Source organism: Ruegeria sp. BHSC043 (genome assembly GCF_059612985.1).
In genome coordinates this window covers 22,875-37,628 of the sequence record NZ_JBXWRS010000015.1, presented here as the reverse complement: position 1 = coordinate 37,628, position 14,754 = coordinate 22,875, and the positions used below count along the sequence as shown (strand labels likewise).

Sequence of the window (14,754 nt, the reverse complement as noted above, 5' to 3'; positions counted from 1 at the left end):
ATTCCGCCCCCGGGTGCCATTTCAAGCCCATGAAATAAAACAGAAATCCGCCATTTTGAGCGCTGCGCTTCAGTGCTGGTATTGGTCAAAACGCGACTCGGGGCAACAAATCCACGTGGTGCATCTCGGGGCAACGCACGGGCAGACCTGTCTCGCCGAGACCTGGATCTGCTGTGCAATACCCGGTGACACCAGTATCGCCTCCTAAAGGTCGCGATGCACTGCCGGGTTTATTCCTCGATCTCGGTCGCGCGGAACACGGACGGGAGCGCCGCCTCGGCCTTCTCGGAAACGGCTCGCGGCATGTCGCTCTGATGGCCGTGCTTCTGGCAGTCTGGATAGCCAGTGGCGGCTAGAGGCCCATCGATCGACCCGGCTGTCTGACGTGAGCATTCACCGGACCAGGAACGGTGTGAACTCCATCCTCAGTTATCTCAAACATAGCGGTGGACCACTTCAGTGGAGGATCACCATGTGGAGCGCAGGACACTGGTTCAACCCCGTCAAGGAAGCAAGGTTGGGTCGCATCCGAAATATCCGTTCTGTCGGCAAAGGTCAGCCAGTTCAGCGGCAACCTCTTCGGCTTCGCCGCCTTGACCGTCTTCCTGCAAAACCCGAATCTCGGCACTCAACAGCCAGGCGACGAATGCTTCCATCTGCATTTCCCGTGCAAGGCCGAGGCTTTTGGCCAGGACAAGCCGCGCATTCGCGAAGTCTCTGTTTCGGGCCAGCACACGGGCGAGCGGCGCTGCTGCAAAGCAACTCAGAACATCGATCCCGGCTTCAATAGAAATCTTCAGTGCCGTGCGCAGCGCTTCGGTTGCGCGCGCGTCGTCTTCCAACTTCCAGCAACTGATCCCGCGCGCGATCAGGGCGAAGCTGCGGTCATACACCTTGCCTGTCTCGCCCGCGATTTCCAGCGCTTCGTGGATGTCGTCCTCGGCCTTGTCGAATTGGCCCATCATGCTCAGGGCGTTTGCCCGCGTTGCGATTCCCAGCACTGAAATCGATCCGGTCGTTCCGGTTTCGACGGTGCGGAACTCATTCTTGAAAAGACCGGCATGATGGTCGATCGCCGCTTTCGCGCTTTCGTAATCCCCGTGGAACCAGGCGGCCTGCGCCAAGGCAAAGGCCGCGTTGGCCTGCAGCCGGGCATCGCCCAGTTCGGTCGCGCTGTCCAGAGCGCGTTGCGAAATTCGGCGCGCGTCACGAATATCGAACAGGATCGTCGTCATGATCCCCTGATCGATCTGCGACGTGATCTTCGAGACCCTGTCCCCCGCGTCATCGCACAATTTCTCTGCCTCGTGCGAGATCTCGAGAATGCGGCGGAAATTACCGCTGGCCACCAGCGAGACGCGCAGGCCCCGGCGAACCCGCAATTCAAGCTCGTACACGTTCTGAGACCCGGTCTCGGCCTTCAGCCTGCCGACGCAACGCAGCGCGTTGTCGAAATACGAAACCGCCGCCTCGAACGAGAACAGTCGGCTGGCAAGCTCGCCGCAGCGCAGATAGGCTTCGGTTGCTTCCTGCCACAGCTCACCCTGATCGGCATGGCGGGCGATGGCCTGGGCGATTTCCAGATCATCGGTGTCTGCACCGGCGTGCAGGGCCTCAAAGATGGCCCGGTGCAGGCGCGATCGGCGCAGTCGCGGAATGCTGCGATAGCTGACTTTCTGCACCAGCGCGTGACTGAACCGGATCTGCTGGTTTTCCGCAGGGCCGTAGGTTTCCAGAAAACCGCCTTCGATCAGGGCCGTCAGCCGAGGCCGGGCTTCAAAGCCCAGTCGTTGAAGTGTCTCGGTCAGCGTACTCCATGTCCAGCGCAGACCGCCGACTGCGGCAACCTGCAGCGCCTTTTTGTTCTCACTGTCCAGCGTGTCGATCCTGGACGCGATGAGAGGCTGGACGCGGGCCGGTATTTCCAGATCGGAAAGGTCGCGGTGCAGGCTTTCGTTGCCTTGTGTCCGGTCCAGACGGTTTCGCAGATGGTGGGCGAATTCCTCGACGAACAACGGGGTGCGACCGCTCATGGTGTCGACGAAGTCGCGCAAGCGGCCGTCGTCGCCTCGTGGCCCCAACAGGCGCGAAATCAATTCCCGGCAGTCGTCCTCGCCGAGCGGGGGGACCGGAAGCAGCTGCAGCCTGCCTTTCTGATCGCTTGTGAAGGGCGTCGCGTTGCGCGAAGTGAGCACCACGAGAACCCGCAGGAAGGAGATGCTTGAAAGCAACTCCTGAACCACGTCCAATGTGCCCTGGTCCGCCCAGTGAAGATCCTCGAACAACAGAAGAAGCGGCTTCTCTTTCCGGGTCGACAGGATCATCCTGGACAGGATGTCGTTCAGCTTGCGGCGCCGGCGCGACGGGTCGCCGGCGGCCTGTTCGACTTCGGTCCGGGCGCGGCGAAAGATCGAAAACAGGGCCTGTCTGGTGTGTTTGTCCAGGAATCTGGTGTTGCCGATCCCCTTTGAAAGCTTCGCTTCCAACTCGGTGTCGGATTGGCAGTCGGACAGTTTCATGCGGGCGTTCAATGCGCGGATGATTGGCAGATAGGCGGCCGTCTGATCCAGCGAGAAGCAATTGAACTCCCATAGGTCGAACGCCTCGGGCGCGATGTTTTCCACAAGTTCGTGGGTCAGGCGCGACTTTCCGACCCCCGCCGCGCCAAGCAGCAGGACCGAGTTGCCTTCACCCTGGCAGGCCCTGGACCAAGCTTCGCGCAGCCGGGCCATTTCGGCCTCGCGCCCGACCAGGGGCGAGCGGTCGCGACGCGCCAGCGATGCCCACCGGGACCGTTGTTCGTTTCGGGCCTTGATCTCGAACAGTTTCAGCGTCTTGTTGCGTCCGTCGATCTGTAATTCGCCGGCGGGTTCATGGTCGAAAAGGGTTCCGACGCTTTGGATGACCGTTTCCGAGACCGTCACCACGTTCTTGCGGGCTGCGGCCTCGATTTTGCTCGAGATGTTCATGACCGGCCCGAGAAAGGCCTGTTCGTGTCCCTGGGTGTGCTGCAGATCGCTGACCAGCAGTTCGCCGGCGTGGATTCCGATGCGGACGTCGGGGCTCTGATCTCCCTTCCCGGCGATCTGGCGGATGATCTCCTGCGCGCTGGCAATCGCCTTTGCGGCGTGGTCCTCGTCGGCCTGGGGCGAGCCGAAAACCGCCAGCGCGCCGTCCCCTGTGAACAGCGTGGTCGCGCCGTGCTTTTCGCAGATGGTCATGATCTGTTCGATCACCGGCCCCAGATGGCTGACCGCATCTTCGGGGTCCAGATCGCCGATGATCATGGTCGAACGCACGATGTCAGCAAAAAGAACCGAACACATTCGGCGCTCGGTCGGCTCGATCTGTACTCGACTCCGCATTCTCGAAGGCTCCCCCGGTCAGACGTGAGTATGTCTGGTCCGCCCGGATTAATCCAGCCCGATCCGTACGGCCGACCTTACATCAGCGGCGCAGTCGCCTCTGGGATCGGAGGAGGGCGCATGGTGCTTAATCATTGAATTTTCTCCAATAACACTATACGAGTTGCCCATGGTTTTAAGAAATTGGGGACAGAAATGACCGATCACCATACTCGCGGACTGACTTTGGAAGACGTCCAGACCATCATCGGGCGCGGGGTGCTGGACGAGGCGTTTCGCAACGCGTTCATCAAGAACCCCGAAGAGGTCGTGGACCGTCTTGGTATCACGCTGGATCAGGACGATCACGCGCGCAAGCTTCTGGGCGCCATCAGTTCGGTCTTTGCCGGAGAATCGGATCTGAAGACCGCGATGCAGGACATCAAGGCGGCCTACGAACAGACATCCGACGGTGTGCTTCGCCCCCGCTGCGCGTAATCCCGCATGAGCGAGACGCCGCCGGGTCGTGTGACGTCGCAACCTGCGGCGCTTCATCGTCTGTGCCTGGTGTCGATGCCGTTTTCGTCGCTGCAGCATCCCGCGCTGGGGATATCGCTGCTGGCGACCATGGCCAGGGACGCCGGGGTCGCGACCACGGAAAAATACTTCAGCTTCGACTTTGCCGAAACCATCGGCCTTGACGACTATTTCCTGCTGTCGGACGGCAAGGTCTATCAGGCCCTCTTGGGAGAGTGGTTGTTCAGTGATCTGGTCTATCCGCGCCCCGAGCCGGATGCGATGGCCTATCTGCTGGATGTCCTGGGCGACCATGTCGAGGGGGTCGAGTGGCTGACCTATGTGCAAAGCGCGTTGGCAGCCAGAAAACTGACGCGGGATTTTGTGGAGCGGTGCGCCGACGAGGTGATGGCATGCGCTCCGACCGTGGTCGGGATCACATCGTCGTTCCAGCAGGTGATGGCGTCGGTCGCGCTTGTGCGAGCCCTCAGAAAACGATCCGACGACCTGGTGATCGTCATGGGGGGTGCCAATTGCGAGGGGCCGCTGGGCAAGGCGCTTTTGCGGGCACACCCCGAACTGGATGCCGTGTGCCAGGGCGAAGGCGAGCAAGCCTTTGCCGAATTTCTCAACGAGGTGCCAACCCGGCGCGACCTGCCCGCCGTTCGCGGGATGTTGACGCGCTCGGACCTGCGGTATGACCGCCCCGGGCAGCCGCCACGTCTGACGGCAAATCTCGATGCCTTGCCGATCCCGGATTTCAGCGCGTTCTTCGATCGGTTCGAACAGACACCGGGATTGTCCGACATCCTGACGCCTTCGGCCACGATCGAGACGTCACGCGGGTGCTGGTGGGGCGCCAAGCACCATTGCACGTTCTGCGGCCTGAACGGTCAGACGATGGCGTATCGCAGCAAGTCCCCGGACCGGGCGCTTGCCGAGTTCCGCCACCTGGCCGACCTGTATGGGCCCGACATCGTGGTCGTCGACAACATTCTGGACCATCGCTATCTCAAGACGTTGATCCCGCGGCTTGCGCGCGACGAACGCCCGTTTCTGATGCATTACGAGGTGAAGTCGAACCTGTCCCCGTCAGTGATAGCAGCCTTGGCCGATGCCGGCATACGCAAGGTCCAGCCGGGGATCGAGACGTTTGACACGGCAACCCTGATGCACATGAAAAAGGGCGTTTCCGGGATTCAGAACATCCAGACGCTCAAGCTGTGCGCCGAGGCGGGCGTGTTCGTCGAATGGTGCTTTCTGTACGGCTTTCCCTGCGAGACCGCCGAGACGTTCCACAACCTGTCCCGTCTGATCCCGTTGCTTGCGCACCTGCAGCCGCCGGGCTCGGTCGGGCCGGTGCGGGCGGATCGTTTTAGCCCCTATTTCGAACGCCCCGAAGCCTTTGGCATCAAGGTCGCGCCGGCAAAGCCCTATGCGCATGTCTATGCGGTTCCGGCCGAAGATTTGTGGGATCACGCCTATCATTTCGACATTCTCGAGGACGGTTCAGCCCCGGCAGATCAGCGCGCGCAGCCGGTGCTGCACAGCCTGAAGGATTGGCAGGCCAGCGCGGCGGCGCTTTATTTCGATGGCGATCGTGTCGTGGATTCCCGTCGTCCCGAACGCCCGGTCACCCATACCCTGTCCGAGGTCGAACGATCCATTCTGGACCTGTGCCCGACGATCATGGGGGTCGATCTGTTGCACAAGCGGTTGATGGGCAGGTACGACGCCAAAGCCGTCGAGCAGGCCCTTGAACGGTTACAGCGCGCCGGGCTGATCCATGCCGAGGGCAGTTCGGCATTGTGTCTGGTTCTCAGAACGCCGGGCTTTTCGCGTGCGCCGGACTGGGCAGATATTCGCGCAACGCCCCAACACGCCTTCGCCGCACAACGACCGCAGGAATTCGCGCCCGAGAGCCGCTCGGCACCAGCTCCCGGTCCGACGGTCCCGCAGCACGGCTAAGGCAGGGTTGCCCGACGAATGCCCGCCCCCGCAGCGCATTTGCCGCAGGGGCGGTGCTCCGGTCAGTTTCCGTTCAACAGGGTCAGGACGGCTTGGGCGGCCCCCACGGATGAGGCCGGGTTCTGGCCCGTGACAAGGCGCCCGTCGCTCACCGTCAACGGGGCCCAATCGTCGGCTTTTTCGTAATGCCCGCCATTGGCCTTCAACATGTCCTCGAGCAGGAAGGGTACGATGTCGGTCAGTCCCACGGCCGCCTCTTCGGAATTCGAGAACCCGGTGACGCGGCGTCCCGAGACCAGCGGCTTCCCGTCTTGGGCGGTGGTGTGCCTGAAGACCGCAGGCGCGTGGCAGACGGCGCCGACCGGGCGATCCGTCGCGACGAAGGTTTCGATCAGGCGCTTACTGTCCGCGTCTTCGGCCAGGTCCCACAGCGGGCCGTGGCCGCCCGGATAGAAGATTGCGTCAAAGCCTTCGGCGTCGATTTCCGACAGGCGCCGGGTCGATGCCAGCTGGGCCTGCGCGTCCGTGTCTGCCGCAAAACGCCGGGTGGCATCGGTCTGCGCGGCGTCTTCGTCGCTGGCCGGGTCGATGGGCGGTTGCCCGCCCTTGGGCGAGGCCAACACGATCTCGGCCCCGGCATCCTTGAACACGTAATAGGGGGCCGCGAACTCTTCCAGCCAAAAGCCGGTCTTGCGGCCCGTGTCGCCGAGTTGGTCATGAGACGTCAGAACCATGAGGATCTTCATTGCTTTTCCTTTCGTTTGGCTTGTCTGAAGCTGTCAGTCTTGCGCAACGCGGATCACGCTTTTGCCGAAATTCTCGCCCCGCAGCAGGCCGATCAGCGCCTTGGGGGCGTTTTCCAGCCCGTCGATCATTTCCTCGCGGTACTTGACGCGGCCGGAATTGACCCAGTCACCCATCTGAGCCGCGAAGTCGGGGTAGAGGTGGCCGAAATCCTCGAAGATGATGAACCCCTGCACCGTGATCCGCTTGCGCAGGACCTGACCCAGAAACCAGTTCATCCGGTCCGGCCCTTCGGGCAGCGCGGTGGCGTTGTATTGCGATACCAGCCCGCACACAGGGATGCGGCTTTTGGGGTTGAGGTTTGGGATCACCGCGTCCAGCACCTTGCCGCCGACATTCTCAAAATAGATGTCGATGCCGTTCGGAACGGCCTGGCCGAGCTGCTCGGCGAAATCAGGGGCCTTGTGGTCGATGCAGGCGTCGAAACCCAGCTCGTCCACCGCATGGGCGCATTTCTCGGAGCCACCGGCCACACCAACGACGCGGCAGCCCAGAATCTTGCCGATCTGGCCGACCGTGGCCCCGACCGGCCCGGTCGCCGCGGCGACCACGATGGTCTCACCGGGTTTCGGCGCGCCGATCTGCGTCAGGCCGGCCCAGGCCGTAAAGCCGGGCATGCCCAGCACCCCAAGCGCCCAGGACGGATGCGAGGGCGCCTGGCCTAGGTTCAGCACGCCCTCGCCGACCGACAGAGCATAGTCCTGCCAGCCATTGAAGCTGAGCACCCAGTCACCTTCGGAAAACCCGTCGATCTTCGAGGAGACCACGCGCGCCACGGTGCCGCCCACCATGACCCCGCCGATCTCGACCGGCGGTGCATAGGAGGGGGCGTCGCTCATGCGTCCGCGCATATAGGGGTCCAGCGACAGGTAAACCGTGCGCAGCAGCATCTGCCCCTCGGCCGGTTCGGGGATATCCGTTTCGACCATGCGCAGCGTATTGGTGTCGGGTTCGCCCTTGGGGCGTTCGGCCAGAACGATCTGGCGGTTCCTGGTGTCAGACATGTCGTGTCGGTCCTTTGGATTGCGTTGAGTGCGTGATCACGCGTTGGTATCGACATGCAGGCGCACGTCGATATTTCCGCGTGTGGCGTGGGAATATGGGCAGACCTGATGCGTCGCCTCGACCAGCTTGCGGGCGCCTTCATCGGACAGCCCGGGCAGATGCGCGGTGATGTCGAGGTCCAGCCCATAGCCACCATCCGACCGCTGCCCCAAACTGACCGCCACCGTGGTGCTGGCGCCGGTTGCATCCAGCCCCAGCGATTTCGCCATCAAATCCATGGCGCTGTCGAAACAGGCGGCATAGCCAAGGGCAAAAAGCTGTTCGGGGTTGTGGCCGTCGGCCTGAGAACCCGGACGCACCATCGGAATCGACAACGAGCCGTCATCCAGCGCGGTCACCCCCGACCGGCCACCGGTGGCCGTTGCGGATGTTTTGTAGAGAATTTTCATGGGCAGGCTCCTGTTTTCGGCTTTCTAATAGACCGGTCGTCTAGTATCTGGTCAAAATTTTTTACATGGGGCGTATCGCGGATACGGTTGATTTCATGGCCGATTCCAGCGGCTCGACCGATCCGGAGAGGCCAGCGACCAGGCTAGCGCCGAGCCACTGGTGATAGATCGCGCGCGCAGTCAGTGCCGGGTCCTCGAGCCGGGCCACCGAACCTTCGGCGATGCCGTCGCGCAGGGTCTGGGTCAGGGCCTCGACGATGCCGTCCACGGCGTTTTGCAGAACACCGCTCATGCTGTCTGACAGGTCCGAAACCTCGGCCGCAAGCTTGACGACCAGGCAGCGCTCTTCGGGGTTTTGCCCGGTCTGTTTGCGGATCCAGCCCTGGAAATAGGCAAGGAATCGATCATGCGCGTTCAGCGAGGGGTTGTTCAGCGTGTCCGCCAGCCCTTGTCGGTAATCGTCGGCAAAACTTTCTAGAAGCGCGCAGCCATAATCCTCTTTCGAGGCGAAGTAATGGTAGAACGAGCCCTTGGGAACTCCGGCCTCTTTCAGCAGGTCGCTCAGGCCGACGCCGACAAACCCACGCTCGGCGGTCAGCCGGCGGCCCACGGCCAGAATCTGTTTCCGGGTATCCTTGCGTTGCGTGCTCATGGGTCACGAGATGGCAGTTAATAGACCGGTCGTCTAGTGGGTTGACGGATGAAAATCCAGATGACGTAACGTCGGGTCATCGCCCACGAAGAAAGTGCACGGATTTCGAAGCCTTACAGTTCCTTCCGCGCCCGCAGCGCTGCGGTGATCGTCCCGTCATCCAGATAATCCAACTCGCCCCCGATCGGCACGCCCTGCGCCAGCGAGGTCAGGCGGACCTGTCCTTCCAGCTGATCTGCGATGTAATGGGCCGTGGTCTGCCCGTCGACGGTGGCGTTCAGGGCCAGAATCACTTCGGTGATGTTTTCGGCAGTCACCCGGTCGCGCAGGCGGGGGATGCGCAGGTCATCCGGGCCGACGCCGTCCAGTGCCGAGAGCGTTCCGCCCAGCACATGGTAGCGGCCTTTGAATACCCCTGCGCGTTCCATCGCCCACAGGTCGGCCACGTCTTCGACCACGCACAGCTCTCCGGTGGCGCGCTCTTCGGAATTGCAGATGTCGCAGATGTCGGTGGTGCCCACGTTGCCGCAGTTCAGGCATTCGCGCGCGGTGGCGGCGACCTGCTGCATGGCGTCCGACAACGGCGTCAGCAGCAGGGCGCGTTTGCGGATCAGGTGCAGCACCGCCCGCCGGGCCGAGCGCGGCCCCAGCCCCGGCAGCTTGGCCATCAGGTCGATCAGGGCGTCGATGTCACTGTTCGAACTCATGGCCTTTCCTGCGTGGCTTTGGCGGCGGGGGTTTGAGGGGCGAAGATTAGAACGGCAGCTTGATGTCCGCCGGCAGACCCATGCTTTCGGTCAGCTTGGTCATTTCTTCCTGCGACCGCTCGGCCGCCTTGGTCTGCGCATCCTTGATGGCGGCAAGGATCAGGTCCTCGACCACTTCTTTGTCGTCGCTGTTGAAGATCGACGGGTCGATGTCCAGACCTTTCAGCTCGCCCTTGGCCGAGGCCGTGGCCTTGACCAAGCCCGCGCCGGATTCGCCGACGACCATGATGGTGTTCAGATCTTCCTGCATCTGCGCCATCTTGGTCTGCAGTTCCTGCGCGGATTTCATCATCTTGGCCATGTCGCCCAGACCGCCGAGTCCTTTGAGCATCTGTATGTCTCCTGTCATTCGAATTGCGGCCTAAATACGGGCCGTCTGCGTCCTTCACAAGGGCAGCGCGCCTTCTGCGCGGGTGATTAGTCTTCCTCGAATGGATCCCATTCGTCCTCGACCTCGGGCAGGGCTTCGGTTTCGACCTTGGCCGCGCGGTCCTGAGGGGTTTCGATCCGGGTGATGCGGGCCTTGGGGAATTGTGTCAGAACCGCCTGAACCAAAGGGTGTTCTTCGGCCTTGGCCTTCAGCGCCAGCTCGGCCGCGTCGCGCAGTTCGGCGATGGTGGGCGCGTCCCCGTCCGAGACGATCGAGACCGCCCAGCGATTGCCGGTCCAGCGCTGCAGCGCGGACCCGAGCCGCGCGGCCAGGTCGGTGGGGGCCTTTTCGGTGGGCGTGAACTCGATCCGTCCCGGCTGGTACGAGACGAGGCGGACGCCGTTTTCGACCTCGACCAGCAGTTTTACGTCGCGGTTGGCGCGGATCAGTTCGACCACATGCTCGAAAGTTGGATAACGCGCCAGCGCGGTCTGCACGTCCTGGGCCAACGCCGCCGTCGGCGCGCCGCCCACGCCACGCGGGGCTGGCGCATGGGCCGAGGCCGTCGCGGTCACGGGCGGGGCGCTGTTTCCGGCGTCCGGAACGCCGCCCCCCGGCCCGCCGACGGGCGGTGGAGGGCTGTCCTGAAGGCGCTTGATCAACTCTTCCGGGCTGGGCAGATCGGCCACATGGGTCAGGCGGATCACCGCCATTTCCGCGGCCATCATCGCGTTGGGGGCGGCCGAGACTTCCTCGAGCGCCTTCAGCAGCATCTGCCACATCCGGGTCAGCACCCGCATCGGCAACGCCTCGGCCATCTGCTGTCCGCGGGTGCGCTCATCGGGTGAGACGGTCGGATCTTCTGCCGCGTCAGGGGTGATCTTCACCACCGAGACCCAATGGGTGATTTCGGCCAGATCGCGCAGCACTGCCAGCGGGTCGGCGCCCTCGGCATATTGCGCACCCAGTTCGGTCAGGGCCCCGGCCGCATCGCCACGCAGGATCATGTCCATCAGGTCAAGAACGCGGCCCCGGTCGGCCAGCCCCAGCATCGCGCGCACCTGGTCGGCGGTGGTTTCGCCGGCGCCATGGCTGATCGCCTGATCCAGCAGCGAGGTCGCATCCCGGGCCGAGCCTTCGGCGGCGCGGGTGATCAAGGCCAGCGCGTCATCCGAGATTTCCGCGCCCTCGGCGGTGGCGATCTTGCGCAGCAGGCCGATCATCACCTCGGGCTCGATCCGACGCAGGTCGAACCGTTGGCAGCGCGACAGCACGGTGACCGGAACCTTGCGGATCTCGGTCGTGGCAAAGATGAACTTCACATGCTCGGGTGGCTCTTCCAGCGTTTTCAGCAGCGCGTTGAAAGCACTGGTCGACAGCATGTGGACTTCGTCGATGATATAGATCTTGTACCGCGCGCTGGCGGCGCGATAGCGCACGCTGTCGATGATCTCGCGGATGTCGTTCACGCCGGTGCGGCTGGCGGCGTCCATTTCCAGCACGTCCACATGGCGACCTTCCATGATGGCCACGCAATGCTCGCACTGGCCGCAGGGTTCGGTCGTTGGTCCGCCATTGCCGTCGGGGCCGATACAGTTCATGCCCTTGGCGATGATCCGGGCCGTGGTTGTCTTGCCGGTGCCACGGATGCCGGTCATGATGAAGGCCTGCGCGATCCGGTCCGCTTCGAACGCGTTTTTCAGCGTGCGCACCATGGCATCCTGACCGACCAGGTCGGCAAAGGTTTCCGGGCGGTATTTTCGGGCGAGAACCTGATAGGCGGGGCTGGACTGTGTGGTCATGTCTGCTCTGACGGATTCGTACTGACGATGCAGGGTAGAGTTCCCGGTGCCCCGCGTCCACAGCGCCGGTGCAGGTTTTTCGCTTTGGCGGTGGCGCTGGTTGGGCCATACTGGACCAATAGTTTCAGTGATGCGTTTCCCGAGGGGTGGTTTCGATGTCCAATCTGGTTGTTCATGCCCTGCAGGTCGGGGGCGGTTCGCTTGCCCTGACCTCGATACCCGGCGGAGGCGGCGACTACCGCGGCGACCTGGACCTGATCGGGGGCTGGGCGCCGGGTCTTGTGATCTCGATGACGACCCTGGCCGAGATGGTCGCCGTGGGGGCGGGAGATTTCGGATCGGACATCCAAGGGCGTGCTAGCCGCTGGGCGCATATGCCGGTCGCCGATTTTTCGGCGCCGGGGGATGACTTTGACGGCCAGTGGCCGCCAGTCAGCGCCGCCGCCCGCCATGCGCTGAGCGGCGGCGGGCGAGTTCTGGTGCATTGCCGGGGGGGCTGTGGACGATCCGGCATGGCCGTTCTGCGCCTGATGATCGAATGTGGCGAAGCCCCGGAACCGGCGCTCAAACGCCTGCGGGCCGTTCGCCCCTGCGCCGTGGAAACCGAGGCGCAGTTGCTCTGGGCCGTGGCGCCGGCTTGGGTTGCTACCCCGGACTGACCGTCAGATGACTGCCGGCAAGGCGTGTTCCGCCAGGGTGGTGGGATCGAGCGCGACCGCCTGCAGCATCGCGCAGGGTGACGTGTCCAGCCCCTGCGCGGGGCAGGCATCGGCCTGATCATTGAACATCAGGTCGGCATAGGCGTCCAGGCTTTGCGTATCTGCCCCTGCGCGTGCGCCGCAATACACCCGGATCAGGTCGGCGCGAGCGTCAAAGCGGGCCATGCAGCCCGGCGTGCAATGGGTCAGTTCGCTGCTGCCTTCCACCCGGAAATCGGGCGAGGTTGCCGCGTCGGCCGCCGCGACCGCCTGCGCGACCGACCGGGCCAGATGCGCCAGCGCTGGGCAGGTCCTGCCCGTGCGTTGGCAGACGGTTGCGGAAAATTCGTGCGTGTTGGTCTTCCAGATCATGATGCGCCCTCCGCGCGCTGGGCGGGGCGGACCGGGGCGGACAGCCGATTTCACGGCCAGACCCTGCCCGGACACCCCGTCCGAGTTTCGGTTTCACGTTTGATGGCAGGTCTCCTGACTTGCGGGTCGTTGCTTTGCCGACCTTCCCAACCTTGCGGTCAGTGGTATCTCGGCATCGCTCTCCGCCTACAGTTGCGGGGGCAGTCCCGGCATTGGCCCGTTCCGATTGTCCCGGGGGGGCCGCACCGTGTTCCCTTTTCATCCCGGCTGAAGGCGCGGGAACCATCACCCAATCGCTAGCGGTCAGGGTCGGGCCGAGTCAAGCCGCATTCAGTCGCGCGGCTGGAACCGGTCCCACGGGACATGCTCGGGCAACCGGCGCAGCACATTCGAATCCCGACGCGCGCGCGCCAGTTGCCAACCGCCCTGCATCATGATGAACAGGGTGTCGGCCGCCATGTCAGGATGCGCGACGCCGAACCGTTCCGCGTGGCCGCGCACCTCGTCGATCCAGCTTTCGTACAGCCGGTCGGCATGGTCGCGGAAGGCCCGGTTGTCGGGGCTTTCGAACAGGGTGGCGGCGATCGGGCAGGTCTCCCATTGCGGCGAGGTGTCGAACAGTTTCGCGATCTTGTGGCAAAGGGTGGTGACCCCTGCGCGGAAATCCTGCGCGTCGTTGAACGCCGCCGCGATCATGTCGCGCATCCCGTCCGAAGCCCAGCTGGCCGCAGCGAGGGCAAGATCCTGCTTTCCCTTTGGAAAATGGTGGTACAGCGAGCCTTTGGGCGCCCGAGCCTCGGTCAGGATCTCGGTCAGGCCGACACCGTTGTAGCCCGAGCGCTGGAACAGCCGGGCGGCGGTCTGGGTCAGGCGATCGCGGGTGTTTTGCGGACGTCGGGTCATCTTGCACGCATCTTGACAGGGCTGGACCGATCGGTCCAGATGCAATGATTAGACCAATCGGTCCAGAGCGCTTGGAGGCATGGATGTTGGATTCGCAGCAGACCGTGAAAGTCGAGGATTTCGAGTTTTCGGCGAGCGAGGCAAACCTGTCGGCGCAGCTCTATGCACCGATGGCCAGGCCGGAAATCGCTGTCGTACTGAACGGGGCAACCGGCGTGCCGCGGGACTACTACCAGCATTTCGCGCGGTGGCTGGCCGCTGAACGGGGCATGGCCTGCTTGACCTATGACTATCGCGATTTCGGGACATCTCTGAAACGGCGCCTGAAAGACTCGGATGCCACTATGGCCGATTGGGCGCTGAAGGACATGCCGGCGGCGCAGGCCGAGATGCGGCGGCGCTATCCCGATGCCAAGCTTTGGGTCATCGGTCATTCGGTTGGCGGGATGCTGGGGCCGCTTCAGCCCGGGATCGACCGGATCGACCGGATGATTTGCGTGTGTTCGGGGCTGGTGACCCTGGCCGATCATCCCTGGCCCTACAAAGGGTTGGCGAGCCTGTTTTGGTATGGTCATGTGCCGCCTCTGGTGCGTCTGCTGGGCTATCTGCCGGGGCGGATGCTTGGGTTCGGGTCCGACCTGCCATCCGGGGTCTATTGGCAGTGGCGGAAGTGGTGTACGTCACCCGACAGCTATCTGCCGGAACTGGGCGACACGCTTCCGCCGGCCGATTGGGGCCGAATGACGACCCCGGTGGACGTCATCGCCCTGGAGGATGATCAGACGGTTCCGCCGCCGGCGGTCTGGCGGCTGGCCGAGCTGTACGGGCCTGCGGCGCGGCGCCATCTATTGGCCCCGGCCGCCTTCGGCCTGCGCGAGGTCGGCCATATCGGCGCCTTCGCTCGGCGCAGCCGCGCAATCTGGCCGCGGCTGGTTGCCTGACGACCAGTCCGGCGGTCCTGCATCAGGGAATGATCGGAAAACAGTGTGCCGTGACGGCATCAAGTGAGAGGTTGGACAGCGACCCAAGCGGGGCTCGTTGTGGCTGCTTCCTTCCGGACCTGACCAGGTTGGCGAGGCGCTTGCCCGCGCCAACCTCTCGACC

The 14,754-nt window shown here is 63.6% G+C and carries 14 protein-coding genes, 1 other RNA gene and 1 riboswitch; of the genes, 4 read left to right on the top strand and 11 right to left on the bottom strand.

Annotated elements, in window-relative coordinates; translation table 11 throughout:
• Nucleotides 1-503 precede the first annotated feature (503 nt).
• Nucleotides 504-3,365 carry an ATP-binding protein gene (locus tag AC2FMM_RS16170; protein ID WP_496797107.1) on the bottom strand — a complete coding sequence of 954 codons (2,862 nt, stop codon included), beginning with the start codon at nucleotides 3,363-3,365 and terminating at the stop codon, nucleotides 504-506.
• Nucleotides 3,366-3,560: 195 nt separating this feature from the next.
• Between AC2FMM_RS16170 and AC2FMM_RS16165 the strand changes: the two genes are divergently transcribed.
• Both AC2FMM_RS16165 and AC2FMM_RS16160 read left to right on the top strand, forming a co-directional pair.
• Nucleotides 3,561-3,842 (top strand): Os1348 family NHLP clan protein, encoded by a 282-nt coding sequence (locus AC2FMM_RS16165; RefSeq protein ID WP_149776248.1) that lies wholly within the window; start codon nucleotides 3,561-3,563, stop codon nucleotides 3,840-3,842.
• Nucleotides 3,843-3,848: 6 nt separating this feature from the next.
• Entirely contained in the window at nucleotides 3,849-5,828 is a 1,980-nt protein-coding gene (locus tag AC2FMM_RS16160) for a RiPP maturation radical SAM C-methyltransferase (protein ID WP_496797106.1), read from the top strand.
• A 62-nt stretch (nucleotides 5,829-5,890) separates the two neighbouring features.
• On the opposite strand, the gene AC2FMM_RS16155 is transcribed toward AC2FMM_RS16160, so the two are convergent.
• From AC2FMM_RS16155 to AC2FMM_RS16125, 7 genes are all read right to left on the bottom strand, one after another.
• Nucleotides 5,891-6,574: a type 1 glutamine amidotransferase domain-containing protein gene (locus AC2FMM_RS16155; protein WP_496680435.1), complete on the bottom strand. Its 684-nt coding sequence runs from the start codon at nucleotides 6,572-6,574 to the stop codon at nucleotides 5,891-5,893.
• A gap of 33 nt (nucleotides 6,575-6,607) precedes the next feature.
• The gene (curA, locus tag AC2FMM_RS16150; RefSeq protein WP_496797105.1) at nucleotides 6,608-7,636 is read right to left on the bottom strand and encodes an NADPH-dependent curcumin/dihydrocurcumin reductase; all 1,029 of its coding nucleotides are present in this window, start codon (nucleotides 7,634-7,636) and stop codon (nucleotides 6,608-6,610) included.
• Between the two features lie 36 nt (nucleotides 7,637-7,672).
• Entirely contained in the window at nucleotides 7,673-8,086 is a 414-nt protein-coding gene (locus tag AC2FMM_RS16145; RefSeq protein ID WP_496797104.1) for an organic hydroperoxide resistance protein, read from the bottom strand.
• Nucleotides 8,087-8,147: 61 nt separating this feature from the next.
• Nucleotides 8,148-8,738: a TetR/AcrR family transcriptional regulator gene (locus AC2FMM_RS16140; RefSeq protein WP_496797103.1), complete on the bottom strand. Its 591-nt coding sequence runs from the start codon at nucleotides 8,736-8,738 to the stop codon at nucleotides 8,148-8,150.
• Nucleotides 8,739-8,851: 113 nt separating this feature from the next.
• On the bottom strand, nucleotides 8,852-9,445 hold the full coding sequence (recR, locus tag AC2FMM_RS16135) for a recombination mediator RecR (RefSeq protein ID WP_496797102.1): 594 nt from the start codon (nucleotides 9,443-9,445) through the stop codon (nucleotides 8,852-8,854).
• A 46-nt stretch (nucleotides 9,446-9,491) separates the two neighbouring features.
• Nucleotides 9,492-9,836, bottom strand: coding sequence for a YbaB/EbfC family nucleoid-associated protein (locus tag AC2FMM_RS16130; RefSeq protein ID WP_170360889.1), 345 nt, complete (start codon nucleotides 9,834-9,836; stop codon nucleotides 9,492-9,494).
• A gap of 86 nt (nucleotides 9,837-9,922) precedes the next feature.
• Entirely contained in the window at nucleotides 9,923-11,677 is a 1,755-nt protein-coding gene (locus tag AC2FMM_RS16125) for a DNA polymerase III subunit gamma/tau (RefSeq protein ID WP_496797101.1), read from the bottom strand.
• Between the two features lie 155 nt (nucleotides 11,678-11,832).
• Here AC2FMM_RS16125 and AC2FMM_RS16120 point away from each other — a divergent pair, with 155 nt between their 5' ends.
• Nucleotides 11,833-12,336 (top strand): protein-tyrosine phosphatase family protein, encoded by a 504-nt coding sequence (locus AC2FMM_RS16120; protein WP_496797100.1) that lies wholly within the window; start codon nucleotides 11,833-11,835, stop codon nucleotides 12,334-12,336.
• A gap of 3 nt (nucleotides 12,337-12,339) precedes the next feature.
• On the opposite strand, the gene AC2FMM_RS16115 is transcribed toward AC2FMM_RS16120, so the two are convergent.
• Nucleotides 12,340-12,747, bottom strand: a complete 408-nt coding sequence (locus tag AC2FMM_RS16115) for a hypothetical protein (protein WP_496797099.1) — start codon at nucleotides 12,745-12,747, stop codon at nucleotides 12,340-12,342.
• Nucleotides 12,748-12,834: 87 nt separating this feature from the next.
• Nucleotides 12,835-13,049: riboswitch (cobalamin riboswitch) on the bottom strand.
• Nucleotides 13,050-13,077: 28 nt separating this feature from the next.
• Entirely contained in the window at nucleotides 13,078-13,650 is a 573-nt protein-coding gene (locus AC2FMM_RS16110; protein WP_496710702.1) for a TetR/AcrR family transcriptional regulator, read from the bottom strand.
• Nucleotides 13,651-13,733: 83 nt separating this feature from the next.
• Between AC2FMM_RS16110 and AC2FMM_RS16105 the strand changes: the two genes are divergently transcribed.
• Nucleotides 13,734-14,591: an alpha/beta hydrolase family protein gene (locus tag AC2FMM_RS16105; protein WP_496797098.1), complete on the top strand. Its 858-nt coding sequence runs from the start codon at nucleotides 13,734-13,736 to the stop codon at nucleotides 14,589-14,591.
• 62 nt (nucleotides 14,592-14,653) lie between these two features.
• Here AC2FMM_RS16105 and ffs read toward each other — a convergent pair.
• An RNA gene (ffs, locus tag AC2FMM_RS16100) (signal recognition particle sRNA small type) lies at nucleotides 14,654-14,750 on the bottom strand.
• Between the last annotated feature and the right edge of the window lie 4 nt (nucleotides 14,751-14,754).